Source organism: Symbiobacterium turbinis, assembly GCF_055383075.1.
Genome location: NZ_AP042433.1, coordinates 486,444 through 510,074, shown reverse-complemented (window position 1 = coordinate 510,074; position 23,631 = coordinate 486,444). Strand labels below are relative to the sequence as shown.

The 23,631-nt window shown below is 68.5% G+C and carries 23 protein-coding genes; 1 reads left to right on the top strand and 22 read right to left on the bottom strand.

The window, feature by feature from the left end; all coding sequences use genetic code 11:
- Nucleotides 1-103: 103 nt before the first annotated feature.
- Nucleotides 104-307 (top strand): twin-arginine translocase TatA/TatE family subunit, encoded by a 204-nt coding sequence (locus tag ACZ45O_RS02445; protein WP_464855374.1) that lies wholly within the window; start codon nt 104-106, stop codon nt 305-307.
- Between the two features lie 587 nt (nt 308-894).
- On the opposite strand, the gene ileS is transcribed toward ACZ45O_RS02445, so the two are convergent.
- The 22 genes from ileS to murG all read right to left on the bottom strand — a co-directional run bounded on the left by ileS (nt 895) and on the right by murG (nt 23,608).
- Complete coding sequence (gene ileS, locus ACZ45O_RS02440; protein ID WP_464855373.1) at nt 895-3,711, bottom strand: isoleucine--tRNA ligase; 2,817 nt, start codon at nt 3,709-3,711, stop codon at nt 895-897.
- 379 nt (nt 3,712-4,090) lie between these two features.
- Nucleotides 4,091-4,597, bottom strand: coding sequence for a DivIVA domain-containing protein (locus ACZ45O_RS02435; protein WP_464855372.1), 507 nt, complete (start codon nt 4,595-4,597; stop codon nt 4,091-4,093).
- 22 nt (nt 4,598-4,619) lie between these two features.
- Nucleotides 4,620-4,910 carry a YggT family protein gene (locus ACZ45O_RS02430; protein ID WP_464855371.1) on the bottom strand — a complete coding sequence of 97 codons (291 nt, stop codon included), beginning with the start codon at nt 4,908-4,910 and terminating at the stop codon, nt 4,620-4,622.
- Between the two features lie 39 nt (nt 4,911-4,949).
- Nucleotides 4,950-5,570 (bottom strand): cell division protein SepF, encoded by a 621-nt coding sequence (locus ACZ45O_RS02425; protein WP_464855370.1) that lies wholly within the window; start codon nt 5,568-5,570, stop codon nt 4,950-4,952.
- A gap of 23 nt (nt 5,571-5,593) precedes the next feature.
- On the bottom strand, nt 5,594-6,286 hold the full coding sequence (locus ACZ45O_RS02420; protein ID WP_464855369.1) for a YggS family pyridoxal phosphate-dependent enzyme: 693 nt from the start codon (nt 6,284-6,286) through the stop codon (nt 5,594-5,596).
- Between the two features lie 63 nt (nt 6,287-6,349).
- Nucleotides 6,350-7,738 (bottom strand): biotin/lipoyl attachment domain-containing protein, encoded by a 1,389-nt coding sequence (locus ACZ45O_RS02415; protein WP_464855368.1) that lies wholly within the window; start codon nt 7,736-7,738, stop codon nt 6,350-6,352.
- A 20-nt stretch (nt 7,739-7,758) separates the two neighbouring features.
- Nucleotides 7,759-8,625, bottom strand: coding sequence for a peptidoglycan editing factor PgeF (gene pgeF, locus ACZ45O_RS02410; RefSeq protein WP_464855367.1), 867 nt, complete (start codon nt 8,623-8,625; stop codon nt 7,759-7,761).
- A 182-nt stretch (nt 8,626-8,807) separates the two neighbouring features.
- Nucleotides 8,808-9,053: a YlmC/YmxH family sporulation protein gene (locus ACZ45O_RS02405; protein WP_464855366.1), complete on the bottom strand. Its 246-nt coding sequence runs from the start codon at nt 9,051-9,053 to the stop codon at nt 8,808-8,810.
- Nucleotides 9,054-9,122: 69 nt separating this feature from the next.
- Nucleotides 9,123-9,839 carry a stage II sporulation protein R gene (spoIIR, locus tag ACZ45O_RS02400; protein WP_464855365.1) on the bottom strand — a complete coding sequence of 239 codons (717 nt, stop codon included), beginning with the start codon at nt 9,837-9,839 and terminating at the stop codon, nt 9,123-9,125.
- 209 nt (nt 9,840-10,048) lie between these two features.
- Nucleotides 10,049-10,822 (bottom strand): RNA polymerase sporulation sigma factor SigG, encoded by a 774-nt coding sequence (gene sigG, locus ACZ45O_RS02395; protein WP_464855364.1) that lies wholly within the window; start codon nt 10,820-10,822, stop codon nt 10,049-10,051.
- Nucleotides 10,823-10,951: 129 nt separating this feature from the next.
- On the bottom strand, nt 10,952-11,707 hold the full coding sequence (gene sigE / locus ACZ45O_RS02390) for an RNA polymerase sporulation sigma factor SigE (protein WP_464855363.1): 756 nt from the start codon (nt 11,705-11,707) through the stop codon (nt 10,952-10,954).
- Nucleotides 11,691-12,722, bottom strand: coding sequence for a sigma-E processing peptidase SpoIIGA (gene spoIIGA, locus ACZ45O_RS02385; RefSeq protein WP_464855362.1), 1,032 nt, complete (start codon nt 12,720-12,722; stop codon nt 11,691-11,693). The genes sigE and spoIIGA overlap by 17 nt, the downstream gene beginning before the upstream one ends.
- Before the next feature lie 549 nt (nt 12,723-13,271).
- Entirely contained in the window at nt 13,272-14,330 is a 1,059-nt protein-coding gene (ftsZ, locus tag ACZ45O_RS02380; RefSeq protein ID WP_464855361.1) for a cell division protein FtsZ, read from the bottom strand.
- Between the two features lie 24 nt (nt 14,331-14,354).
- Nucleotides 14,355-15,596 (bottom strand): cell division protein FtsA, encoded by a 1,242-nt coding sequence (ftsA, locus tag ACZ45O_RS02375; protein WP_464855360.1) that lies wholly within the window; start codon nt 15,594-15,596, stop codon nt 14,355-14,357.
- Between the two features lie 160 nt (nt 15,597-15,756).
- On the bottom strand, nt 15,757-16,143 hold the full coding sequence (locus ACZ45O_RS02370) for a small basic family protein (RefSeq protein ID WP_464855359.1): 387 nt from the start codon (nt 16,141-16,143) through the stop codon (nt 15,757-15,759).
- 1 nt (nt 16,144) lies between these two features.
- Entirely contained in the window at nt 16,145-16,873 is a 729-nt protein-coding gene (locus ACZ45O_RS02365) for a DUF881 domain-containing protein (RefSeq protein ID WP_464855358.1), read from the bottom strand.
- Between the two features lie 15 nt (nt 16,874-16,888).
- Nucleotides 16,889-17,668 (bottom strand): cell division protein FtsQ/DivIB, encoded by a 780-nt coding sequence (locus ACZ45O_RS02360; RefSeq protein ID WP_464855357.1) that lies wholly within the window; start codon nt 17,666-17,668, stop codon nt 16,889-16,891.
- 90 nt (nt 17,669-17,758) lie between these two features.
- Nucleotides 17,759-18,637: a diacylglycerol/lipid kinase family protein gene (locus tag ACZ45O_RS02355; RefSeq protein ID WP_464855356.1), complete on the bottom strand. Its 879-nt coding sequence runs from the start codon at nt 18,635-18,637 to the stop codon at nt 17,759-17,761.
- 182 nt (nt 18,638-18,819) lie between these two features.
- Complete coding sequence (gene fmdA, locus ACZ45O_RS02350) at nt 18,820-20,061, bottom strand: formamidase (RefSeq protein WP_464855355.1); 1,242 nt, start codon at nt 20,059-20,061, stop codon at nt 18,820-18,822.
- A 166-nt stretch (nt 20,062-20,227) separates the two neighbouring features.
- Nucleotides 20,228-21,553 (bottom strand): UDP-N-acetylglucosamine 1-carboxyvinyltransferase, encoded by a 1,326-nt coding sequence (murA, locus tag ACZ45O_RS02345; RefSeq protein ID WP_464855354.1) that lies wholly within the window; start codon nt 21,551-21,553, stop codon nt 20,228-20,230.
- Nucleotides 21,553-22,479: a UDP-N-acetylmuramate dehydrogenase gene (gene murB / locus ACZ45O_RS02340; protein WP_464855353.1), complete on the bottom strand. Its 927-nt coding sequence runs from the start codon at nt 22,477-22,479 to the stop codon at nt 21,553-21,555. Before murB ends, murA begins: the two co-directional genes overlap by 1 nt.
- 22 nt (nt 22,480-22,501) lie before the next feature.
- Nucleotides 22,502-23,608: an undecaprenyldiphospho-muramoylpentapeptide beta-N-acetylglucosaminyltransferase gene (gene murG / locus ACZ45O_RS02335; RefSeq protein ID WP_464855352.1), complete on the bottom strand. Its 1,107-nt coding sequence runs from the start codon at nt 23,606-23,608 to the stop codon at nt 22,502-22,504.
- Nucleotides 23,609-23,631 lie beyond the last annotated feature (23 nt).

The following is a 23,631-nucleotide window of genomic DNA, read 5'->3' as shown; positions in this document are numbered from 1 at the left end:
CGAAGGCCCGCAGAGAATGGCCCGAACGACGAATGTTCAACCTCGCGATTTTCCTGTAGACTAACGACAGGAACGGGTGTTGACGCTTTCGGGGGGTGCGACTATGGGCAGGCTCGGAACCACCGAGATTATCTTGATCCTCGTAGTAGCCTTGCTGATCTTTGGCCCCAAGAAGCTTCCTCAGCTCGCCAGGTCCCTCGGTGAATCGATTCGCGGGTTCAAGGACGCGATGAAGGGCGGCCTCGGAGAGGACATCGCCGAGGTGAAGAAGGAGCTTCAGGAAGTCAAGGACAGCGTGACGAAGTAGTTCCGGTTGATGGGAAGGGCTGCGGCGCCATGCCGCAGCCCTTTCGCTCTGTTCGTACTTGCTGTGGATGGCTGGCCGCCGGCGCCCCGGTTCCCGCTGACGCCGCCCATGCCCATTGGTCGACGCCCATCCGCTCTGTTCGTGGTCGGTGTTGCCAGCCGCCAAGTGCATGGGCGTAACAGGTCCAGCGCTGCCACCGGCGCCGGCCGGGAACGGCACCAACATTCACGACGAACACGGCATCGCACCGTCCATCAACAGTCACGCCGAACGAGCAAACCCTAAGGCAGCCACACCCACAGCCACCACGAACAGAACCTAAGGCAGCCACACCCACAGCCACTACGAACAGAACCTGAGGCAGCCACACCCACAGCCAGCACGAACAGACCCTAAGGCCACCATACCCACAGCCAACACGAACAGACGACAAGGCGCCGGCGCACATACCCCCGCACCCGATAACCTTATAGACCTGAATCATCCGGCCCACGTACTAGCGCGAACCGGCCCCGGACCGGGGCGCAGCACCGCCCTGACCCGGGGCCAGCCACATCAAGTGCGAACCACATCAGACCCGAACCACATCACGCCTCTTCGAGGTTCTGTGCCAGCACCACGCCGGCGCAGCGCTCGCAGAGCGTCGGGTGCTGTTCGATCACGCCGAGCTCACGGTAGTTCCAGCAGCGCTCGCACTTGTCGCCCGAGGCCCGCACGACCTCCACCGTGAGGTCACCGGGGCCCTCGCCGAAGTAGGTGCCGCTGGGGGCCGACTGACCGCCGACGAAGAGCTTCACATCGGAGACGATGAAGATCGTCGGCAGTTCGGCCAGGTGCTTCTCCAGGAGCTCCGCCCAAGCGCCCTCTCCGCCGCTGGCGTACAGATGGACGGCGGCCTCCTGGCTGGAGCCGATCTTCTTGTCGACCCGGGCCCGCTCGAGAACGGCCTGGACGGCGTCCCGCACCTCCATCAGCTTCTCCCACTCCGCCGCCAGGTCCTCGTCGAGATAGGTCGGATCCACCTGGGGCATCATGAGGAGCTGGCACGTGGCCGGGGAGTCGGCCGGCTTCGGCAGGTAGCCGTAGGCCTCCTCGGCGGTGAAGGAGAGAATCGGCGTCAGCATGCGGATCAGGGCATCGGCCACGTGGTAGAGCACGGTCTGCGCCGAGCGCCGCTCCCGCGACGTGGCGCCGCTGGTGTAGAGCCGGTCCTTCAGGATATCGAGGTAGACGGCCGAGAGGTCCACCGCGCAGTAGTTGTTCAGGGTATGGTAGACCACGTGGTATTCGTAGTTCCGGTAGGCCTCCGAGACCTTGCCGATGACCTCCTGCAGGCGGTGCATCTGCCAGCGGTCGATCTCCAGCAGGTCGTCCCGCTCCACCATGTCGGTCTCGGGGTTGAAGTCGTAGAGGTTGCCCAGCAGGTACCGCAGGGTGTTGCGCATCTTGCGGTAGGCGTCGGCCACCTGCTTCAGGATGTTCTCCGACAGGGCCATGTCGTGCCGGTAATCGGTGGAGGCCACCCAGAGGCGCAGGATGTCCGCGCCGTACTTCTTGATCACGTCGGCCGGGTCCACCACGTTGCCCAGCGACTTCGACATCTTCCGGCCCTGCTCGTCGACCGTGAAGCCGTGGGTGAGCACGCCCTTGTACGGCGGACGCCCGCCGCGGGCGACCACGGAGGTGAGCAGCGAGGACTTGAACCAGCCCCGGTGCTGGTCGGAGCCCTCCAGGTACAGGTCGGCCGGCCAGGTGAGCTCGGGCCGGGTCTCCAGGACGCCGGCGTGGCTGGAGCCGGAGTCGAACCAGACGTCCAGGATGTCCTTCTCCTTGTGGAAGGTACGCCCGCCGCACTTGGCGCAGGTCAGCCCGCCCTCGGGCATGAAGTCCTCGGCCGGGCGCTTCCACCAGGCATCGGAGCCCTCGGCGCGGAAGATCTCGGCGATCTTCTCGAACATCTTCGGCTCAAAGGAGGGCTCGTCGCAGCTGGAGCAGGTGAGGATGGGGATCGGCAGGCCCCAGGCGCGCTGCCGGCTGATGCACCAGTCCGCCAGCCCGTCGATCATCGCGTACATGCGGTTGTAACCCCACTCGGGGATCCACCGGACGTGGTTCATCGCCTCCTTGGCGATGTCCATGAAGCCCTCCACCCGGACAAACCACTGCACCGTCGCCCGGTAGATCACCGGGTTTTTGCAGCGCCAGCAGTGGGCGTACTGGTGGCGGATCTTGCCCTGGCCCAGCAGCATACCGGCCTCGTCCAGGGCCCGGACGATCTCCGGATTGGCCTTCTCGATGAACATGCCGGCAAACGGCCCGGCCTCCGCGGTGAAGACGCCCTGGTCGTTGACTGGGTTGAGCACCGGAAGACCATACTTCTGGCCCACCTCGAAGTCCTCGTGGCCGTGGCCCGGGGCGGTGTGCACCAGGCCGGTGCCGTCCTCGGTGGTGACGTGCTCGCCCAGGATCACCGGCGAGACCCGGTCGTAGAGCAGGTGGCGGTAGGTGATCCCCTCCAGTTCGGCGCCCTTCAGCGTGGCCGCGGGCTCCACCGCGGGCAGGTCCACGGCCTGGAAGAACTTCTCGGCCAGGGCGTTGGCGATGACCAGCGTGCCCTTCCCGGTGGGGTAGACGCCGTACTCCACCTCGGGATGGACCGCCACCGCCAGGTTGGCGGGGATGGTCCACGGGGTGGTGGTCCAGATGACCAGGTAGCTGCCCTCGGGAATGCGCCCGCGCGCATCCACCACCGGGAAGCGCACGTAGATGGAGAACGAGGTCTTCTCGGCGTACTCGATCTCCGCCTCGGCCAGGGCGGTCTCACAGTGCGGGCACCAGTAGACCGGCTTCAGTCCGCGGTAGATGTACCCCTGCGCAGCCATGGCGCCGAAGACCTCGACCTCTTTGGCCTCGAACTCGGGGGTGACGGTCTTGTACGGGTTCTCCCAGTCGCCCCGCACCCCGAGCCGCTTGAACTGCTCCCGCTGGACGTTCAGCCAGTGGTGGGCGTACTCGTAGCACCTGGCCCGCAGCTCCAGGGGATCGATCTGCTTGCGATCGATCTTCATGTCCTTCAGGGCCCGCAGCTCGATGGGCAGGCCGTGCATGTCCCAGCCCGGCACGTAAGGCGCGTCGTAACCCGCCATCGTGGCGTGCTTCACGATGATGTCCTTCAAGATCTTGTTGAGTGCAGTGCCCAGGTGAATGTCGCCGTTGGCGTAGGGCGGGCCGTCATGCAGCACGAACTTCGGCCGGCCGGCCGTCGCGCGCTGGACCAGGTTGTAGAGATCCATCTCCTCCCACGCCTTCAGCTGCTCGGGCTCCCGCTTGGGCAGGTTGGCCCGCATCGGGAAGTCCGTGCGGGGCATGTTCAGTGTCGCCTTGTAATCGATCTTCTCAGACATCTGCGCCGCTCCTTCCGGAAGAACTGAAAAACCTCGCCCCGGCAAGGGGCGAGGCTGCGCTCGCGGTACCACCCTCATTGAGCGACCGGCCGCGCCGCGGCCTGCCGCCTACTCTGCCGCCTGTCTAACGGGGGCGAGACCGCCTGCGCCTACCGCCCGGGCCATGGGCGCCGCGGGCTTCGGGCAGGAGCTCAGAGGTGATGTTCACAGGCCGCATCCGGGGCCGGTCTCACACCAACCCGACCGGCTCTCTGACCCGCGCCTGCCTGCTACTCGTCCTCATCATCGCCGGAAGCGTTATTGGCTTAGGTTACCACGGCCCCGCTGGGCTGTCAAGCCGCGGGCCGGGGCCCGCCGCCATGGGCTGGGGCCCGGCCGCTCAACCGCGGCCGCCCTCACCGCGTGGCTCGTTGAGCCGGGCCGCCGCCACGTGGGCGAAGGGGTCGGGCAGCCCGTCCAGGGCGTCCAGCTGCGACTTCAGCAGGGACCGCACCTGCGTGCGCAGCGTGTCGAGCACGCGGATGAGATCGCTGTTATCCGCGAGAATCTGGCGCGCCTTCTCCTGGCCGCTCTCCAGCATGCGCTCCACCTGCGCCCGGGTCTCGCTGAGCAGCAGGTCGGCCTCGCGGCGGGCGTTCTCCCGGATCTCCTCCGCCGACTCCTCGGCGAGCACCAGCGTGCGGTTGATCGTCTGCTCCAGGCTGCGGTACTGCTCCAGCCGCTCGTTCAGGCTCTCGATCTGCTCCCGCAGGCTGGCGTTCTCGCGGATGAGGGCCTCGAACTCCTGGACAACCTGATCCAGAAAATCGTCCACGGCGTCGCGGTCGTAGCCGCGCATCCGCACGGGAAACTCCTTGTTGGCGATGTCGACGGGGGTCAGCGCCATTTCTACACTCCTCCTGCCCCTGTTATAGAGGCAATCCCAACATCAACTGCCACAGCAGCCGGCGCACCAGGGCGAGCAGGATCATGAGCACGAACGGTGAGAAGTCGATCATGCCCGTATCGGGCAGGATGTTGCGAATGGGGGCCAGCATGGGCTCAGTCGCACGCCACACATAGTCCTCAATCGTAAAGAACCAGCTGTTGCTGCTGGTTCGATAACGCGGGCGAAACCAGGACATGAGAACACGAGCCCAGATCAGCACCTCCAGGATGCGCACGAAGATGCTGATCGTCTGGTAGATGAGAAACGTCATCCAGGTCCGGTCTCCTCTCGGTCCGCGGTCGGCAGCCGCTTACTGGTTGCGCCAGTCGAACTTGGACCGGTCGACGCCATCGCGCTCGCCGTCCTCCGCCCGCCGGGCCGTCCGGGCGAGCAGGTCGCTCTCCTGGCTGCCGGGGGCGGCCTGACCGGTCAGCTTCTCCAGGATGCCCGGAGGGAGATCGACGGCGCCGCCGCCGATGGCTGTTCCGGTCAGCCCCCGTCCCATCGTGGACACATCTACGCCGGGCGGGGCAAAGAAGAAGATCCCTGCCGAAACGCGCTGGGTTTCGCCGTTCAGCGCGTAGATCGCGCCATTGAGGAAGTTGAGGATCTTCTGGGCGAGGTCCTTGTCCAGCGATTCGAGGTTGAGGATTACAGGCCGCCGTGCCTTCATCTGATCGACGATCGTCTGCACCTCTTCGAAGGAGCGCGGCTCCACGACGATGACCTTCACGGCCCCCTGCTTGCCGGGCACCGCGCTCAGCGGCACGACCTGGGCGCGCCGGTCCGGCGCGCTGCGGCGCGGCATCTCCTCCTGGTACGCGGTCGGAACGGTGCCCTCCTCGAACTCTTCGTCTTCAAACTCGTCTTCTTCCGGACCGAACCCCAGGTAGTCAACCAGTCGACTCCAGAGGCCAGGCTTGTTCGGCATTGATCGGTTACCTCCCCGGGTGCTCAATCTCTCGGCCCAAAGATGGCCGTGCCGACACGGACCAAGGTGGCGCCCTCCTCGACGCCGACGACGTAGTCGCCGGACATCCCCATCGACAGGTGCTCCATGCTGACCCCCTCCAGACCCAGCGCCGCCATCTGGTCCCGCAGCTCCCGCAGGCGGCGGAAGTGCGGGCGGGCGTCCTCGGGGTCGTCGGAGAGGGGCGCCATGGTCATCAGCCCGCGGACCCGGACCCAGCGCTGCTGCGCCACCAGGCGCAGGAACGGCTCCAGGTCGCCGGGCGGCAATCCGTGCTTCGACGCCTCGCCCGACACGTTCACCTGAACCAGGGCATCGCAGGGGCGGCCGCGCCGCTCGGCCTGCTTGGCCAGCTCAGCCAGCAGCGAGGGCCGGTCGAGCGAGTGGATGAGATCCGCCCATTCGAGGGCCTGTTTCACCTTGTTGGTCTGCAGCGTCCCGATCAGGTGCCAGGTCGGCTGCTTGTCCTGCAGGAACGGCGCCTTGCTGCGCAGCTCCTGCACCCGGTTCTCGCCCAGGTCGCGGATGCCGGCCGCGAGGGCCGCCTCGATCTCCTCGACGGTGCGGGTCTTGGTGACGGCGATCAGCCGCACCTCGCCGGGATCGCGTCCGGCCCGTTCTGCGGCCTCCCTGATCTTTTCCAGGACCAACCCTACGTTTTCCATGATCTTCGACACCACGAACCAACTTCCCTTCCAATAACGGATGGAATTACCACAGGGCAAGGCGCCGGCCGCCGCTCACCGCCCCGGGGGCGGCGGGTCGGTCAGCACCTGCGCGTCCGGCGGCAGCTCCCCCTCCACCGCCACCTCGTCGGCCGTGCCGCCCAGCACCCGCACCGGCACAAACCGATAGCCGCCGCGCTGGGCCATCCAAACCCCGGTGCGCCCTTCATCCACGTCGATGGCCGCGCGGGGCACGATGGTGCCCTCGTACTCGGCCAGGAGCAGCGACACCCGCATCCGCCGGAGCCGCAGGGCCTCCGAGGACGGGAGGGGCGCCTCCAGGTGGATCAGCAGGTCGGACCCCCCTGCGGCGACTCGCAGCACCCTGGCCGTGAGGGGCAGGTCGCGCCCGCTGACCTGCAGCTCCACCTCCCGCCCGGGCAGCGCGGACTGCTGGGCTTCCGTAAGGCTGGCGGCCGGAACCAGCAGCAGCATTTCCACGGAGAGGTCGTCCACCAGCTTGAAAAGCGGGGCGCCCGCAGCCACGGGCCCGTCGGTGATCGCGCCGACGTCCGGGTAGGGCAGGGCGTAAAGCGCCGACGGCCCCCAGCCGGCCACCGCCTCCGGGGTGAGCAGGCTCTCCAGCCCGTCTGTCTGGTAGAGCACCACGCCCGAGACATCGGTGGTGATCACCTGCTCGGTCCCCACAGGCAGGTCCGCCGGGATGTGAGACCCCTCCCCCGGGGCGGGCGCCTGAGCGGAACCCTGTCCCGCTTCCGGCGGCAGCGGGGCGGCCTCGGTGCCGGCGCCGGCCATATCCTGCCGCAAGGCGGGCAACAAGGCAGCCTGCTGCCGGGCCAGATCGTCCAGCCGCTCCTGGTAGGCGGCCGTCGGCTCGCCCCGGAACTGGGCCTCCTGCAGGGCCACGGCGGTGGCGTAGAGTTCCTCAGCCAGCCGGTCGTACTCCTGCCGGACAGGGGAGACCGGCGGTGGCAGCGCGGCAGGGGATGCGCCCCGGGCTGCAGCGGCTGCGCCCTGCGCTGCAGTGGGTTCGCTCCCGGCTGCAGTGGGTTCGCCCTGGGCCGCCTCCGGGGCGGAAGCCGATCCCCCGCTGTGGCTGCGCGCGTCCCCGGGCGGCGCTGCGCCGGCGGTGAACGCCACCACCTGGCCGCCCACCCGGACCCGGGCGCCCTCCTCGGCGAGCCGGCGGACGTTCCCCGGCTGCGGCGCCCGGTAGACCTGCTCACGCCGCACCAGGACGGCATCGGCATCAAGCGTCACCCTCAGGATCCCCGGCCGCACGCCCGCCAGCGGCTCGGGCTGTGCGGGCGAGGCGGAGGGAAGCGTCGCCGGCTTCCATATGTAAAGGGCGGTTCCCAGAGCGGCAAGGGCGAGGAATGCGGCGGGCCACCGGCGGCGGGGCCGCCGCCGGGCCCGTGGCCGCAGTTGCGTGACGGAGCCCATGGGAATCCTCCCTTCACTTACTAGCACATGACGATGATGGCCGCGGCGCGCCCGGCGCCCCCGGCCTCTGCCCGGTGGCTGAAGAGCCGGTCGCGCTGGCAGGCGGTGCAGACCGCGGCGGTGTAAACCTGTCCCACACCGGCGGACGCCAGATCCAGCCGGTTGGCGGCCCACAGGTCCAGCATGTAGCGGCCGTCCCGGGTTGCCGGGCGCAGCAGGGCAGACGCCTGCGCGCCGTAGTGCCGGCGCACGGGTCCGGCCACCGGTTCATCCACCTCGTAACAGCAGGGTCCGATGGACGGGCCGATGGCCGCGTGGATGTCGGCCGGGTCGCAGCCGTAATGGGCCTGCATGGCCCTGACCGCGGCCGCGGCGATGCCGGCCACCGTGCCGCGCCAGCCGGCGTGCACCATGCCGATCACCCTGCGGACAGGGTCATACAGGTAGACGGGCACGCAGTCGGCGGCCGTGATCACCAGGGCGAGCCCGCGCCGGTCGGTGATCAGCCCGTCGGCGTTGGGGATCACCTGCACGTCGCCGCCGGGCCCGTCGGACTTGGGCATCGCCTGCGCGCCGCCAGACCCGCCGGGCTTGCGGATCCCTTGCGGCTCGTTGTCCACGGCCACGACCCGATCGCCGTGGACCAGCCCGCCCATCACGGCGTCGCCCGGATCCAGCCCCAGAATGGCCAGGGTGCGGCGCCGGTTCTCCCGCACCTGCTCCGGCCGGTCCCCCACGCTCAGGCTCCAGTTGAGCCCGTCGCCCCAGCGCGGGCTGACCCCGCCGCGCCGTCCCGTAAAGATGGCCCGGACGCCCCCCAGCGCCTCCAGCGCCCTCAGGCGCAGCACGGGCACTCCTTCATGTTCCGCCCACGTGGCCACGCTCACCCCGGCGCCATCTCCTCTCGCAATTTAACTTTTCATGGCCTCTATTTTAGCAGAAAACCGCATGCGCGACTCCATCCTGAGCGGACCGGCCCGTCAGAATGCAGGAAGCGGCTCGCCCGCGGGACGGGGAACCGCTCCACGCTGCCTCAGCAGGCCGCTGTGCCGCTGCGCCGGATTACACCTCAGAGCGGAGCCGGCCGCTCGATCTCGACCAGGATGCAGTCGGGCCCGATGCAGACGATCTTCGTCCAGGGAATCACGATGTCGGGGCCGCCGCCCCACAAGCCGAACCAGCGGCCCTCTCCCGGCACGATGATCGCTGTAATCCGGCCGGACTTCTCGTCGATCTCCACGTCGATCAGCTCACCCAGCCGGCGTCCGGTCCGGATGTCGATCACGTCCTTGCGCAGGTCCGATGCCTTGGCCACCGTGACCGCCCTCCTCCGCGCTCATCAACCCAATCTTATGCGGAGTGGGCTTGGCCGAATCCGCGGCGCCTACAGCGGGGAGATGCCCACGTGGCTTGCCGGACCGGCGTGCGTGAAGCTGGCATCCGTCGTCGCACACCCGCCCGTGCAGATCTCCAGACACCCGCCTACACAGGCGTCCAGACACCCGCCTGTACAGGCGTCCAGGCACTTGTTTACACCGGTGTCAGGGCGCTCGCTCGCACAGGTCTCCTGGCCGTTCACCCCGGAAGCTGCGGCGGTGGGCATCTGCACCTCGCGAATGGTATAGCAGAACGACGGGTAGACGAGACACCAGAAGTTGGCCCCGGCGGCATCCCCGATCAGGATGCGGAGGGCCCGGTACCTTCCGGCCGGCAGGTAGAGATCATGATACGCCTTGCCCGGGAAATCGAAGGTGCCCAGCTCGGCCCGCACGGGATGGGTCATGCCCCAGTCGGCCACCACGGCCGCAGCAGCCTGTTCCAGCTCGTTCAGCACGGCCCGGATCGCCGCCTCCGCCTCGGCGCGGCTGCGTGCGCCGGAGAGAGCCGGGCGCAGCCGGTCGAGCACCGCATCCCGCACCGCCAGCTTCAGCGCCTGCTCGTCCACCGCGTCGCTGTGGGCGATCACATGGATCCGCACCAGATTGGCATCGGCCAGCTCCGCCTCTCCGGCCCCGGCGGTCCGGGCCAGCAGCACCCCGCCGCCCACCTGCATCAGGCCCAGGGTGATCAGCAGCCAGCCGGTAATCACCTTGCGATTCATCGTTGCTCCTCCCGTCGGGGGCTCTCCGCCCCCTTCCTCTCGGGAAGAGTTATACCCAGGTTAACCATAATCTAAACCAGCTTGACATAAATCACGCCCACGCCCGGCATGCGACTTGCGAGCCGCGCAGGCGGGCAGCCAGCGCAGCATGCAGGCGGGCAGCAAGCAGCCCCATCCCCGCTGCGGAGATGGGGCCTGCGCGCTGGATCTTATACGTACTTGCGCATGTGCGACAGGGCGGCCTTCTCGAGCCGGCTTACCTGGGCCTGCGAGATGCCGATCTCCTCTGCCACCTCCATCTGAGTCTTTCCCTCGAAGAAGCGGAGGGTCAGGATGAGCCGCTCCCGCTCGTTGAGCCGGTGCAGCGCCTGACGGATGCTGATGCCCTCCAGCCACTGGGCGTCCTGCTGAGATTCGTCGCTCACCTGGTCCATGACGTAGATGGGGTCGCCCCCGTCGTGGTACAGGGGCTCGAAGAGCGACACCGGCTCCTGGATTGAATCCAGGGCGTAGACGATCTCCTCCAGGGGAAGCTTCAGCTCGTCGGCGATTTCCTGCACAGTGGGCTCGCGCGAGAGCCGGCTGACGAGGGTGTCGCGCACCTGCAGGGCCTTATAGGCGATGTCCCTGAGCGAGCGGCTGACCCGGATCGGGTTGTTGTCCCGCAGGTAGCGCCGGATCTCGCCGATGATCATGGGAACGGCATAGGTACTGAACTTCACGTTCTGCCCCAGGTCGAAGTTGTCGATGGCCTTCATGAGGCCGATGCAGCCCACCTGAAACAGGTCGTCGACGTACTCCCCCCGGTTGTTGAACCGCTGGATGACGCTGAGCACCAGGCGAAGGTTTCCTGTGATCAACTGGTCGCGGGCTGCTCTTTCACCGCTGTGCATCCGGACAAAAAGCTCCCGCATCTGGGCGTTGGTCAGGACCGGAAGCTTGGCGGTGTTGACCCCGGGGATCTCCACTTTGTTGATCATCATGCCGGGACAATGCCTCCCCCATGGGCGCCGAACGGCTGCCCCATTCAAATGGGAGTATGTCCACGGCCGGGAACCGCTATTCCGTGTTCAGGAACCACTTACATATCATGTAATATAATCTACCCTTCGTCATTCCATACGCAGGATTTCCTTTTTCAAGCGCTTGAAGATGCGCTTCTCCAGCCGGGAGATGTAGCTCTGGGAGATCCCCAGGAGGTCGGCCACCTCCTTCTGGGTGCGCTCGCGGCCGTCGACGAGCCCGAACCGCAGCTCCATGATCCGCTTCTCCCGGCCGGTCAGCTTGGCCATCGCCTTGCGGAGGAGCTGCCGGTCGACCTCCTCCTCGAGGCCCCGGTAGGTGATGTCGCTGTCGGTACCCATGACGTCGGAGAGGAGCAGTTCGTTGCCCTCCCAGTCCTTGTTGAGCGGCTCGTCGAACGAGACCTCGCTCCGGGTGCGCGACGCGCGGCGCAGGTACATCAAAATTTCATTCTCAATACATTTCGATGCATACGTGGCCAGCTTGATCCGCTTGGAGGGATCGAAGGTCTTGACCGCCTTGATCAGGCCGATGGTGCCGATGGAGACCAGGTCCTCCACCCAGATGCCCGTGTTGTCGAACTTGCGGGCGATGTAGACTACCAGGCGCAGGTTGCGCTCAATGAGCGTGTTCTTGACGCTCTCATCGCCTTCGGTCAGGCGCATCAGCAGTGCGGCCTCTTCCTCGCTGGTCAGCGGCGGGGGCAGCGCCTCGCTGGAACCGACGTAGTAGATGGCTCTGGGCCGGATCAGCCCCCTGGCCGCCAGCCAGCGCAGCACGCGGGCAGACACCCGGAAGAGAGCCCACTGAAACGCCTGCCACTGCCTCCTAACGAACCTGTACATCGGGCCTCTCCTCTCCTCTCTCGCCGGTTTGTGTCTCCACGGGACTCCCCCGGGAGCGGCCCTGCGCCCGGCGCACCGCCGCCGCCATCGCCGCGGGAAGCAGCGCAGCGTAGCGCCCCTCCGGGTCCAGCGGACCCGCCGCCAGGCCGAGCCGGCCCTCCAGGGCCACCCAGTCTCCCCGCCCCCGCGGGCGGGCCGACAGCCCGTCGGGCCGGATCACCAGCAGCAGCGCGTCCCCCCGGCCCACGACGGCATACGGCACCAACTGGCACCGGCTCTGCCAGTCGGCGGGCAGCCCGTCCAGCCCCTCCGGGCCGGCCGCCGCGGCGTCCAGAACCGCCTGCGGCAGGCAGCCGCGCAGCCGCTCACGGTCGACCACGGCCACCGGCTGGCGGCTGATGGGCGTGCGCAGCAGGTTCCCGGAGTCCAGCAGCGCTTCCAGGACCGCCCGGCGCTCCCCCACGCGCACCTCGAGCTCATACAGCCCGTCGTCCACTTCGGCGCGCTCCCGGTGGGCCTGCCAGAGCAGCTGCACGCCGCCCAGGGCCACGCCCACCCCCCCGGCCACCAGCGCAGCCGGCGGTGAGGCGAAGACCGCCGGGTAGCGTTCAGCCAGCAGGAGAAGCAGCCCCCCGGCCAGGATCAGGCCCGCCCAGAAGAAGCCGAACACAGCCACGAACTGCGACCAGGTGCCGGGCCAGATCAGGAGCAGCACCAGCAGCGCGCTGCCGGCCACCAGCCCCGCGGCGGAGAGAAGCCATCCCCAGCCGACCCCGGGTGCGGCAGGAACCAGGACCGGCACCACCGCCATGATCGACCCGAGCAACGCTGCCGTCCACAAGCGCCACACGCGGTAGCGCACCCTCGCCACCCGGGCGGCGAACCAGAGCAGGGCCAGGTCGAGGGCCAGGTTGATGATGAACAGGAGTTCCGGCCGGCGGACTGCGGGCAGACCGGGCACACCAGGCACCCCCGTCAGGCTCACCCCGTCCCGCAGCGCGAGAGTACGAAGCAAGTCCCGGATTTATGCCAACATCTTAGCCCAGTCTCGCTGTCGCTTGTGGTCGGAACCTGGCGGGGATTCCTGACGCTTTCTGTCGAATCACCCCGGCCTGTGGGTCGCCTCTGGCTGCCCTGTCTCTCCCGGACCTATCCTTTCTGTTCGTGTTCGCTGTGGGTGACCTCCGGTTGGCCTGTCTTTCTCGTAAGCGCCCGCTCTGTTCGCATTCGCTGTGGCCCGCAACCGCAGGCCCATCTCCCACTCGGAACGGATCTATTCGCATCTCCTGGTGGGCGCCGGACACGGTAGGGTCTCTCCTCCCGCCCCGGGCAACACTGAAGACGAACAGAACAGATCGCGCACAGGGGCATCACGACCCGCCCCACCCACACTGAGCACGAACAGAACAGATAGCGCACCAAGCGCATCACGCCCCGCTCCCGCCGGCCATCGGCGCCCAGCACCACCTCAACGGCCGCGCAGGCAGCGCCCCGTGTACGTCGCACGCCAGACGCGCGAAAAAGGCGCCCCCCTCGCGGGGGCGCCCCTCAACGCTGCGGTCTGCTACTGCGGCTTGCGGCGCAGGAACGCCGGGATGTCCAGCTCGTCCACGACGGGCTTGACCTCGCCCACCTGACCGGGCCGACGGCGGCCCCAGGCGGGGAACTCGCCGTCGCCGAAGCCGGTGGCGATGACCGTCACCCGGATCTCATCCTGAATCGACTCGTCGATGACCGCGCCGAAGATGATAGTGGCCTCGGGATCGGCGGCCTGGGCGATGATCTCCGCCGCCTCGTTAACCTCCATCAGCCCCAGGTCGGCGCCGCCGGTGATGTTGAGCAGCACGCCCTTGGCCCCTTCGATGGTGGTCTCCAGGAGCGGGCTCGAAATGGCTGCACGGGCCGCGTCGGCCGCGCGGGAGTCGCCGCTGCCCACGCCGATGCCCATCAAGGCGGAGCCGGTGTTGGACATGATCGTGCGCACGTCGGCGAAGTCCAGGTTGATCAGGCCCGGCACCGCGATCAGGTCGGAGATGCCCTGCACGCCCTGGCGCAGCACGTCGTCGGCCGTGCGGAAGGCCTCCATCAGGCTGGTCTTCTTGTCCACCACCTGCAGCAGCCGGTCGTTGGGGATGGTGATCAGGGTGTCGACCTTCTGCTTCAGGTTCTGGATGCCCTTCTCGGCCTGCATGGCCCGCTTCTTGCCCTCGAAGGTGAAGGGCTTGGTGACGACGCCGACGGTGAGCGCGCCGAGCTCCTTCGCGATCTCGGCCACCACGGGCGCCGCGCCGGTGCCCGTGCCGCCGCCCATGCCCGCGGTCACGAAGACCATGTCGGCGCCCCGCAGGGCGTTGGCGATCTCCTCACGGCTCTCCTCGGCCGCCCGGTTGCCGATCTCCGGGTCGGCCCCGGCCCCCAGGCCCTTGGTCAGCTTGGCGCCGATCTGGAGCCGCGTCGGGGCCTGCGCGTTCTTCAGCGCCTGCGCATCCGTATTGACTGCGACGAAATCGACGCCCTGGAGGCCGGCCGAAATCATGCGGTTGACCGCGTTGTTGCCGCCGCCACCAACGCCGATGACCTTGATACAGGCTAACTGCTCAAACCCCGGCTCATAATCGTTCACGACTGTGATCCTCCTCACGTGGCGCTAGTGGAACAGGGCTTTCAGCCAGTCCCGTAACCGTCCTGCTCGCGCCGGCCTTGCCAGGGCCGGAGCCTCGGGCGGGTCGCCTGGCTCCCCGCTCTCCGGGGCCTCCAGCGCGGCCCGCGCACCCCACAATGCGAGCCCGGCCGCCGCGGCCATCTCGGGTTCGGCAGCCAGGGAATCCGCAGGCGTGCCGATGCGGCTCTTCAGGTTGAGGCAGTCGCCGGCATAAGCGGCAAGCCCGCGCAGGCGGCTTCCACCGCCGGTGAGCACCAGCCCGGCGGGAAAGAGGCCGGCGTAGCCCGATCGCTTGACCGCGGCCGCCGCCATCTGGAGGATCTCCTCCACCCGCGAGGCGATGATCTCAGCCACGTATTTCTCACTGACTTCGTGGGTGTTCAGCCCCGAAGGGCTGGGCACGGTAACGCTGGCGTCCGCCGCCAGGCTGGGCGTGGCCCAGCCCCGCTCCCGCTTCAACCGCTCGGCCGTCTCCACCGGAATGCGGAGCACGGTCGCCAGGTCGTGGGTGATATGGTCGCCACCGACGGGCAGAACCGCCAGGTGGAAGAGATGTCCCAGTTCGTAAACCGCGACGCCGGTCGTTCCGCCGCCCATGTCCAGCAGCAGGACGCCCTCGTCGCGCTCCTCCGGCGTGAGCACCGCCTCGCCGGCCGCCCGCACGGCCACCAGGTAGTCGGCCACCTCCATGCCCGCCTCGCTGGCGGCCCGCAGGTGGTTCTGCACCTGCAGCGCATCGCCGGTGACCACCTGCACCTCGGCGGCGAGCGTCCGCCCGCACAGGCCGATCGGATCCCGGAGGGGCACGCTGCCATCCAGCTGGTAGCTGCGGGGCACCACGTGCACCCGCTCACGGCCCGCCCGGGGCTCCACCGCCTCGGCCGCCGCGTCGAGCACCCGGCGCACCAACTCCGGTGTCACCCCTGCAGCCGGCCGGGGCACCGCGATCGCCGCCGCGCCGACCTCGGAACTGAGGTGGGCGCCGGAGATGGAGATGACGGCCCGGTCTACCTTCGGACGATCGGCCATCGCACAGGCGGCTTCTGCGGCCTTGCGCATCTCCTGCGCCGCTGCGCCGAGGTCGCTGATCAGCCCCCGGTAGACCCCGGTGGACGGCACGAGTCCGACGCCGATCACCCGCGGCTCCCCGTCCTCCGCCACTTCTGCCAGGGCGGCCGCCACGTGGGTGCTGCCGGCATCCAGACCCAGAACCAGGTTCTCCGCCACAGAGCCGGCCCCCTCCACTCTGGCATCATGCGTGCACTTCTTAACTTCATTCAACGCCAGAGAAGCGAATCCTCCTCCTGATAATGGGTGACGCTATAATTCTTGGGAGCAGATGGTGGAACGCGCAGCCCGCTTCTTTGGAGAAGCCCGGGCTGCGCGCTCAGTCCTGAAGGCCGTGGTGCGAACGCGTCTCCTCGTCCCGCTGGAAGAACCCCCACCGCTGCAGGACCAGCCGCCGGATGATGCCGAGGTTCTGGAACATCCGGATGCCCATGGCCACCACGCCGGCCAGGTAGAGGTTCTCGACGCCGATGCGGTCGCCCAGGTAGACCAGACCGGCGGCCAGCAGCACGTTGGTGAAGAACCCGGTGATGAAGATGGTGTTGTCATATGTCCCTTCCAGGCTGGCCCGCAGCCCGCCGAAGGTGGTGTCGAGGGCCGCCAGCACGGCGATGGACAGGTAGCGGGCGTAGGCGACGGGCAGCGTGAAGGGCGACAGGATGCCAATGAGAATCCCCGCGATGAAACCTACAATAATAATCCACATGTCAGGGTGCGACCTCCTCGAGGATCGGCTGGGCGTAGTCCAGCCGCAGCCGGGCCGTATATGCGGGCACCCGGACCACAGCCTCCTTCTTGACCGACACCTGAATGCCCCAGTAGCGCAGCGACTCGGCCACGCCGCCCTTCATCGTGATGGCCCGCTCCAGTTCGTCCGGGTTGCCGATGGCAACGATGTTGAGCGGGGGCGCGGTGCGCACGCCATTGATGGTGACCACGGGACCCGTGCAGCGGATCTCGGTCCGGCCCGTCACCCGCTGCCCGTTGATGGCGATGGCCTCGGCGCCGGCCGCCTGCAGCTCGTTGATGACCCGCAGCACGTCCTCGTCGTGGATGATGAAGTTGTTGGCGTTCTCCCCCGGGGTGGCCGGCAGCACCGAGTCGGCCATGACGACCGTGACACCGGGTCCCTGCAGGGGCAGCAGCCCGGCGTGGATCTGCGCCTGCTCCAGCCGCTCCGCCAGGGCCTGGTACTCGTTCTGCGTCTTGACCGAGATGAGCTGCTGCTGGCGCAGGAACTCCACCTCTGCGGCGAGCTCGTCGCGGAGCGCCTCGGCGCTGGCCAGCTGCGCGACCAGCTCTTCCGTGCGCTGCACCGCGGCCAGGTCGGCCAGGGCCACCTGACGCTGCACCTTGAACTGCATCGAAAGCATGAGACCCAGGGCGACCCCGACCAGTGCCGTCGCCCAGGGCATCCTCCTCAGCTGTGTGGTCATGGCCTCACCCCCGCATTATTGGCACCCCTGTGCCAGCACCTTGCCGAACACCCGGAGGTCGATCTGACAGGTGGAGCGCGCGGACGGCGGAACCCGGTCGAGCTGGTCCAGCAGCCCCCTGAGCTGCGTCTGGATGTGCTCCTGCCGCCGGGCGGCGTCGTCGGGCAGTATCCCGACCTCCACCGTGGTGCCGCCGGTGAGGTAAAGCCGCAGGTAGCGGTCCTCGCGCACGTGCACCTCCGAAAGCTGCTCCAGCAGCGGATCGCCGGTCCACCAGAGCAGGGTCAGGGCGTCCTTCAGGCCCAGATCGTCCAGCACGTCGCCGCGCAGCGCGCGGTCCACGGCCACGCCGCTGACCACCGGCAGCCGCTCCCCCTCCTCCAGCAGCCGCTGGCCGAGGACGCGCCCGTCGGCGTCCAGCATCAGGTAGAAGCGTCCGTGGTACTGCAGCAGGGCCAGCGGCTCCCGCTCCGAAACGGTGATGACCAGCGCGTTGCCGCGCCAGGTGACCTGCGCCGACTCCACCCAGGGATCGGCCAGCAGCCGCTGTCGGACGCGCCCCTCCGGCACCTCCCACTTCAGGTCGCCGGGCATCACACCCGCGATCGCCATCACCTCGGCCTGGCTGAGCCGCTGGTTCCCGGCGATCTGCACGCGCTCCAGCCGGAAGAGGGCCGAGCGGTAAGCGGTGAACAGGCAGATGCCCAGAAGTACGGCGAGGGCCATCACGAAGCCCCACCGGCTGCGCGGCCGCGCCGCCCCCTTCCCCTTCATCCGCACTGCGCTCGTCGTCACACCGTCACCGCCCCTCTCCGCAGAACCGCAGCTTCAATTATACTCCAGCCCCGCTCCATGCCGACCCCTTCAGATTCTGACATATCATCATCATACAGGCAGCACCACATTCAGGGCGGCAGGCAGGATCTCGAAGCTCACCGGCAGGTGGCCGATCACATCGCCGTCCAGCTGGAAGACCACCCGCTCGGGCGAGTCGGCCGTCACCTTCCGCCCGCGCATCATGCGCACCTTCGGGTGGCCGACGTGGTTGCCGCCGTAAATCAAGGTCACGAGCCGGAGCAGCTCCAGCCGGCCGAGGTCCTCGCCCCAGGCGATTTCCAGGAGCCCGTCGGCGATTTCGGCCTCGGGAAAGACCTTCATCCCGCCGCCGAAGTAGCGGCCTATGCCCACGGCGAGCAGCAGCACGCGGTCGAGGCGGCGCTTCTCGCCGTCGATCTCCACGTCCACCGGCACACCGGTGAAATGAAAGAGGGTGTCGAACACCCCCCGTACGTAGCTGAGTTTCCGGAACCGCTCCCCATAGGTGTTGACGCGTGCGCACACCTCCGCGTCGAAGCCGAAGCCGGCCGCGTTGAAGAAGTAGCGGTAGCCGTGGGCCACGCCCACATCCATCCTGGCAACCCGGCCCCCGAACGCCAGCCGGCAGCCCGCCTCCGGATCGGTCGGGACGCCGGTGGTGCGAACCCAGTCGTTGCCCGTGCCCGCCGGAATGACGGCCAGAGCCGCGTCGGTCCCCACGAGGCCGTTTCCCACCTCGTTGAGGGTGCCGTCGCCGCCCAGGGAAACCACCCGGTCGTATCCTTCCTTCACTGCTAACCGTGCCAGTTCGGTGCCATCTCCGGGACCCTCGGTGAACTTGACGCCGTACTCTCCCAGCCGGGCGGCCAGCGGCTCGATTCTCTTCCAGCGGGCCAGACCCTGCCCGCGCCCGGCAACGGGGTTGACGATGAAGCATACACGAGTCATGGCTCGTCACCTCCGTGGCACACGGCTCGCAGTACGTTTTCACTCCAGTGGCTGCATTTTCCTGCATGGGGAGGGGATCGCGCAGGCCCGGGCGCGGGCACGGGCGGCCGGGGCGGCCACCGCTCTCCCAGATACAGACGGTGCGGGCCCTGCACCAGGTGCAGGGCCCGCCTCCCCACATCTTACCTTTCGTTCCAGATCGCCGTGGGCAGGTTGCCGCCGCTCACCACCCGCACAGGGCCTTCCTTCGTCGGGCGGATGTCGAACTCGAAGATCTCCGTGGGCAGCCAGAGCGTGCAGCAGGCGTTGGGGATGTCGACGATGGCGCTGATGCGGCCCTCGATGGGTGCCGTCCCCAGGATCATGTACGCCTCCTCGCCGGTGTAGCCGAAGCTCTTCAGGTAGTTGATCGCCTCCAGGCAGGCCCGCCGGTAGGCCACGTGCGCATCCAGGTAGTACTGCCGGTCCTCCTCGTCCACCGAGTAACCCTCGAACACGATGTAGCTGGAGAAGCGGGGCTCGGTGAAACTGGGCTGGAAGACGGCATGCTGCAGGTTGTACTTGTTCATGCCGTCCTTGATCAGGTCGACGCACATGGTGATGTAGCCGGGCATCTCGATGGCGCCGCAGAAGGTGATCTCCCCGTCGCCCTGGCTGTAGTGCAGGTCCCCCACCGTGAGCTTCGCGCCCTTCACGTGTACGGGCAGCAGGGCCCGGGAGCCGCGGGTGAGGTTCTTGATGTCGCGGTTGCCCCCGTTCTCCCGGGGCGGAATGGTGCGGGCGGCTTCGCGGGCCACCCGCTCGTACTCCGGCGTGCCGGGGCGCAGCGAGCTGAGCACGGCGTTGCGGGGCTCGGGCGGCAGGGCCAGCGGCGGCACCCGCTCGGGATTCTGGGCGATGAGCCGGCGCTCCCGCTCATTCCAGCGGGCCAGCAGCTCGTGCGAGGGCGCGGTGCCCAGGATGCCGGGATGCGCCAGGTAGGGGATGCGCACGCCGGGCACGTGGCGGGAGCGGGCCCACACGCCGTCGAACTCCCAGATGGCCTTGTGGGCATGGGGGAAGTGGTCGGTGAGGAAGCCGCCGCCGTTGTGCTTGCAGAAGATGCCGGTGTAGCCCCACTTCTGCTTCGGGTGCGGGCCGATGTCCAGGATGTCGACGACGAGCAGGTCGCCGGGCTCGGCGCCGGCCACCTCGATGGGGCCGGTGAGGTGGTGGTTTGGCGAGAGCTCCATGTCCCGGATGTCGGTGGCCGAGTCGTCGTTCCGCACCTGTCCGCCGGTCCAGTCGGGGCATTCCACGGTGAACACCTCGCCCGGCCGCACGCTGGCCACAGCCGGGATGTCCGGGTGCCAGCGGTTCTGGAGCACCTCGTGGTACTCCGAGATGGGTTTGGTCGGATCGATCTCGATGAGCGGGCGTCCCATAACCTGGCCCTCCTTTGTCTGGTGTAGCCCGTAAGCCCGCGCGGGGTGCCGGGGGCCGCCTTCCCCTCAGCGCACGGTCCGTCGCGATGGGCCTGCCAATAGATATGCGGGCGGGGACAGGCTTAAACGCGCGGAATCGGGACCAGCCTGCGCCGGTCCCGATTCCCTACTGCCGAACGATCGTCGCCCCCAGCTGGGTCAGCTTCTGGTCCAGGTGCTGGTATCCCCGGTCGATGTGGTAAACCTCGTCGATGGTGGTCTCGCCCTCGGCCACCAGGCCGGCGAGGATGAGGGCCATCCCCTCCCGCAGGGCCGGGCAGACCACCGTCGCCCCCGAGAGCGACGGCACCCCCTGCACCACCGCGGTGCGCCCCTCGGTCTTGATGTTCGCCCCCATCCGGCGCAGCTCGTCGGCCACCTTGAACCGGTTCTCGAAGATCGTTTCGGTGATGATGCTCGTCCCATCGGCCGCGGCCATCAGCGCCATCATCTGCGGCTGCATGTCGGTGGGGAAGCCCGGGTAGGGCAGGGTTTTCAGGTCCGCCGCCTTCAGCCGCCGGGGCCCCACGGCCGTAATGGCGTTGCCGTACTCGCGCACGGTCGTGCCCATCTCCCGGAGTTTGGCGGTCACCGCGTCCACGTGCTCGGGAATCACCCCCTGCACGGTCACCTCGCCGCCGGTGATCGCCGCGGCGGCCAGGAAGGTGGCGGCCTCGATGCGATCCGGGATGACGGTGTGCTCCACCGAGCCGAGCCGGCGGACGCCGTCGATGCGGATGACGTCGAGCCCCGCCCCGCGCACCTTCGCCCCCATCTTGTTGAGGAAGGCCTGCAGGTCCACGATTTCGGGCTCCCGCGCCGCGTTGCGGATCACCGTCGTGCCCTCCGCCAGCACGGCCGCCATCATCAGGTTCTCGGTGGCGCCGACAGAGGGAAAGTCCAGGTAGATCTCGGTTCCCCGGAGCCGCCTGGGAGCGCTGGCCTCGATGTAACCGAACCGCTCCTCGATGCGGGCCCCCAGCATCTCCAGCCCGCGTAGATGAAAATCGATCGGCCTCGGGCCGATCGCACAGCCGCCGGGATAGGAGATTCGGATCTTGCCGACGCGGGCCAGGAGCGGGCCCATCAGGAAGATGGAGGAGCGCATCTCGCGGGTGAAATCTGCCCCGACCTCCTGGCCGTTGAGTCCGTCGGCCCGAATGCGCAGGGTGCGTCCCGAGACGCCCTCGGGCCCCTCTTCCACCCGGGCCCCCAGCTTGTGCAGGATCTCGATCATCACCGCCACGTCGCGGATCATCGGTGCGTTGTGGATCACCGACTCGCCCGGCGTCAGCAGCGCCGCCGCCAGAATCGGCAAGGCGGCGTTCTTCGCGCCGCTGATCGCGACCTGCCCATGAAGGCGGCACCCCCCTGCGACCACGTAGCGCTCATGCTGCTTCACTGTGCATGCGACCTCCTGCGGCCGGAGCCCTGTGCCCAGAGGCCGGCCCATCAGGGCAGGAACCAGGGGTTGTGCCCCCAGATCTTCACCTCGGCCTCGAGCCACACTCCGAACCGCTGCTTCACGGTACTGCGAACCCGGTCCATCAGTGTCAGCACATCCTTCGCCGTGGCCTGGCCCAGGTTGACGATAAAGTTGGCGTGTTTCTCGGAGACCTGCGCATCGCCCACCCGCTCCCCCTTCAGCCCGGCCTGCTCGATCAGCCGGCCGGCGAAGTCACCCGGCGGGTTCTTGAAGACCGAACCCGCGTTGGGGTGCTGAAGAGGCTGGGTGGCGCGGCGCCGGTCCAGATGCTGCCGCATCGCGCCCTGCAAGGCCGCCGGGTCGGCGGGGCGCAGGGCCATCACCACCTCGACCACGATGGCCGAGGTCCCCTGAAGGCGCGTACTCCGGTATCCGAACCCGATCTCTCGGGGGCCCAGGCGCTCCAGGCGCCCGTCGCCCCACATCACCGTGACTTCGGTGACCACCTGTGCCAGGTCGCCGCCGTGCGCGCCGGCGTTCATCACCAGCCCGGCGCCGACGGTCCCGGGAATGGCACAGGCGAACTCGATGCCGCCCAGGCCCAGCTGCGAGACCTGGTGGGCCAGCTTCGGCAGGCTGCACCCGCCTCCGACGCGGACCGTGCTGCCGTCTATGGCGAGCTGGCCGAACTCGCCGGTGAGGCGGAGCACCAGCCCGCGGACCCCCTCGTCGGAGACGATCAGGTTGCTGCCGCTGCCGAGGATGTAGACAGGCAGGCCCTCCTCGCCTGCGAGGCGCAGCAGGCCGGAGAGCTCGTGGCGGTCGGCCACGTGAATCAGGTAATCGGCCGGCCCGCCTATGCGAATGGACGTGTGGCGCTTCAGGGGTTCGGCCTGGCGAATGCGGCCCGGGTCGCGGATTATGCTACGCAGCCGTCCTGCGATGGGTGACAATGGGGCTTGCCTCCTTCCCGCGCTACCGGGCACGACCGGCGTGCCGGGCGATGCCGATGATGCGCCGGGCGATGGTCTGCGCCGCGTCGGGTTCGGCCAGTTCGGCCAGGGCGGCGCGCATGCGCTCGGCGAGGGAGCCGTCGGTCAGCAGCCGGGTCAGCGCATCCGAGAGGTCGGCGGGCGTCAGGTTCGCCTCCCGCAGCACCACCGCCGCGCCCCGCCGCTCCAGGGTGCGGGCGTTCCATTCCTGGTGGTTGTGGGTGACGTTGGGGCTGGGGATGAGCACGCTGGGCAGCTGCCGCACCTGGATCTCCGCCAGGGTAAGGGCCCCTGCGCGGAAGAGCCCTGCGTCGGCGGCGGCGTAGACCTCGGGCATGTTGTGCGCGTACGGCAGCAGGGTCACGTGCGGAGCCTGGTCGCCGTACTGCGCCTTCACCTGCTCGAAGTAGCGCTCGCCGGTGATGTGCACCACCCTGAGGCCCGGCACCTCCAGCCGCATGACGGCCTCGGCCGCCACCCGGTTGAAGTCGCGGGCCCCGCCGCTGCCGCCCATGATCACCAGCACCCGGTCGCGCTCGCTGAGCCCCAGGGCCGCCCGACCGGCTTCACGGGAGGCGGCCGCGATCTGCGGGCGGACGGGGTTGCCGACCCGGATCAGGCGCACACCCTGCGGGAAGTGGGCGCGCGCCTCTTCATACGGCACAAAGACCGCCGTGGCCCACCGGGCGGCCAGGCGGTTGGTGACGCCGGGGAAGGCGTTCTGCTCCTGAATGACCGAGGGCACCCGCGCCAGGCGGGCGGCGGCCAGCACCGGGCCGGCGACGAAGCCCCCGGTGCCGATGACGATGTCGGGCCGGAACCGGCGGATGTGGCCCAGCGCCTCCAGGACACCCCGGGCGGCCCGCAGGCCCCCGCGCACCTTCTGCACAAGGCCCAGGTTGATCACCCCGCCGCTGGCGATGGTGGCGAAGTCGATGCCGCTCTGCGGCACGACGGACGCCTCGCGCCCGGTCTTCGTGCCCACGTAGAGCAGCGCGGCCTCCGGGTCCAGATCGGCCAGGGCCCGGGCGATGGAGAGGGCGGGATAGATGTGGCCGCCGGTGCCGCCACCGGTGATCAGGTAGCGCATGGGGAGAACCTCCTTCAAGTGCG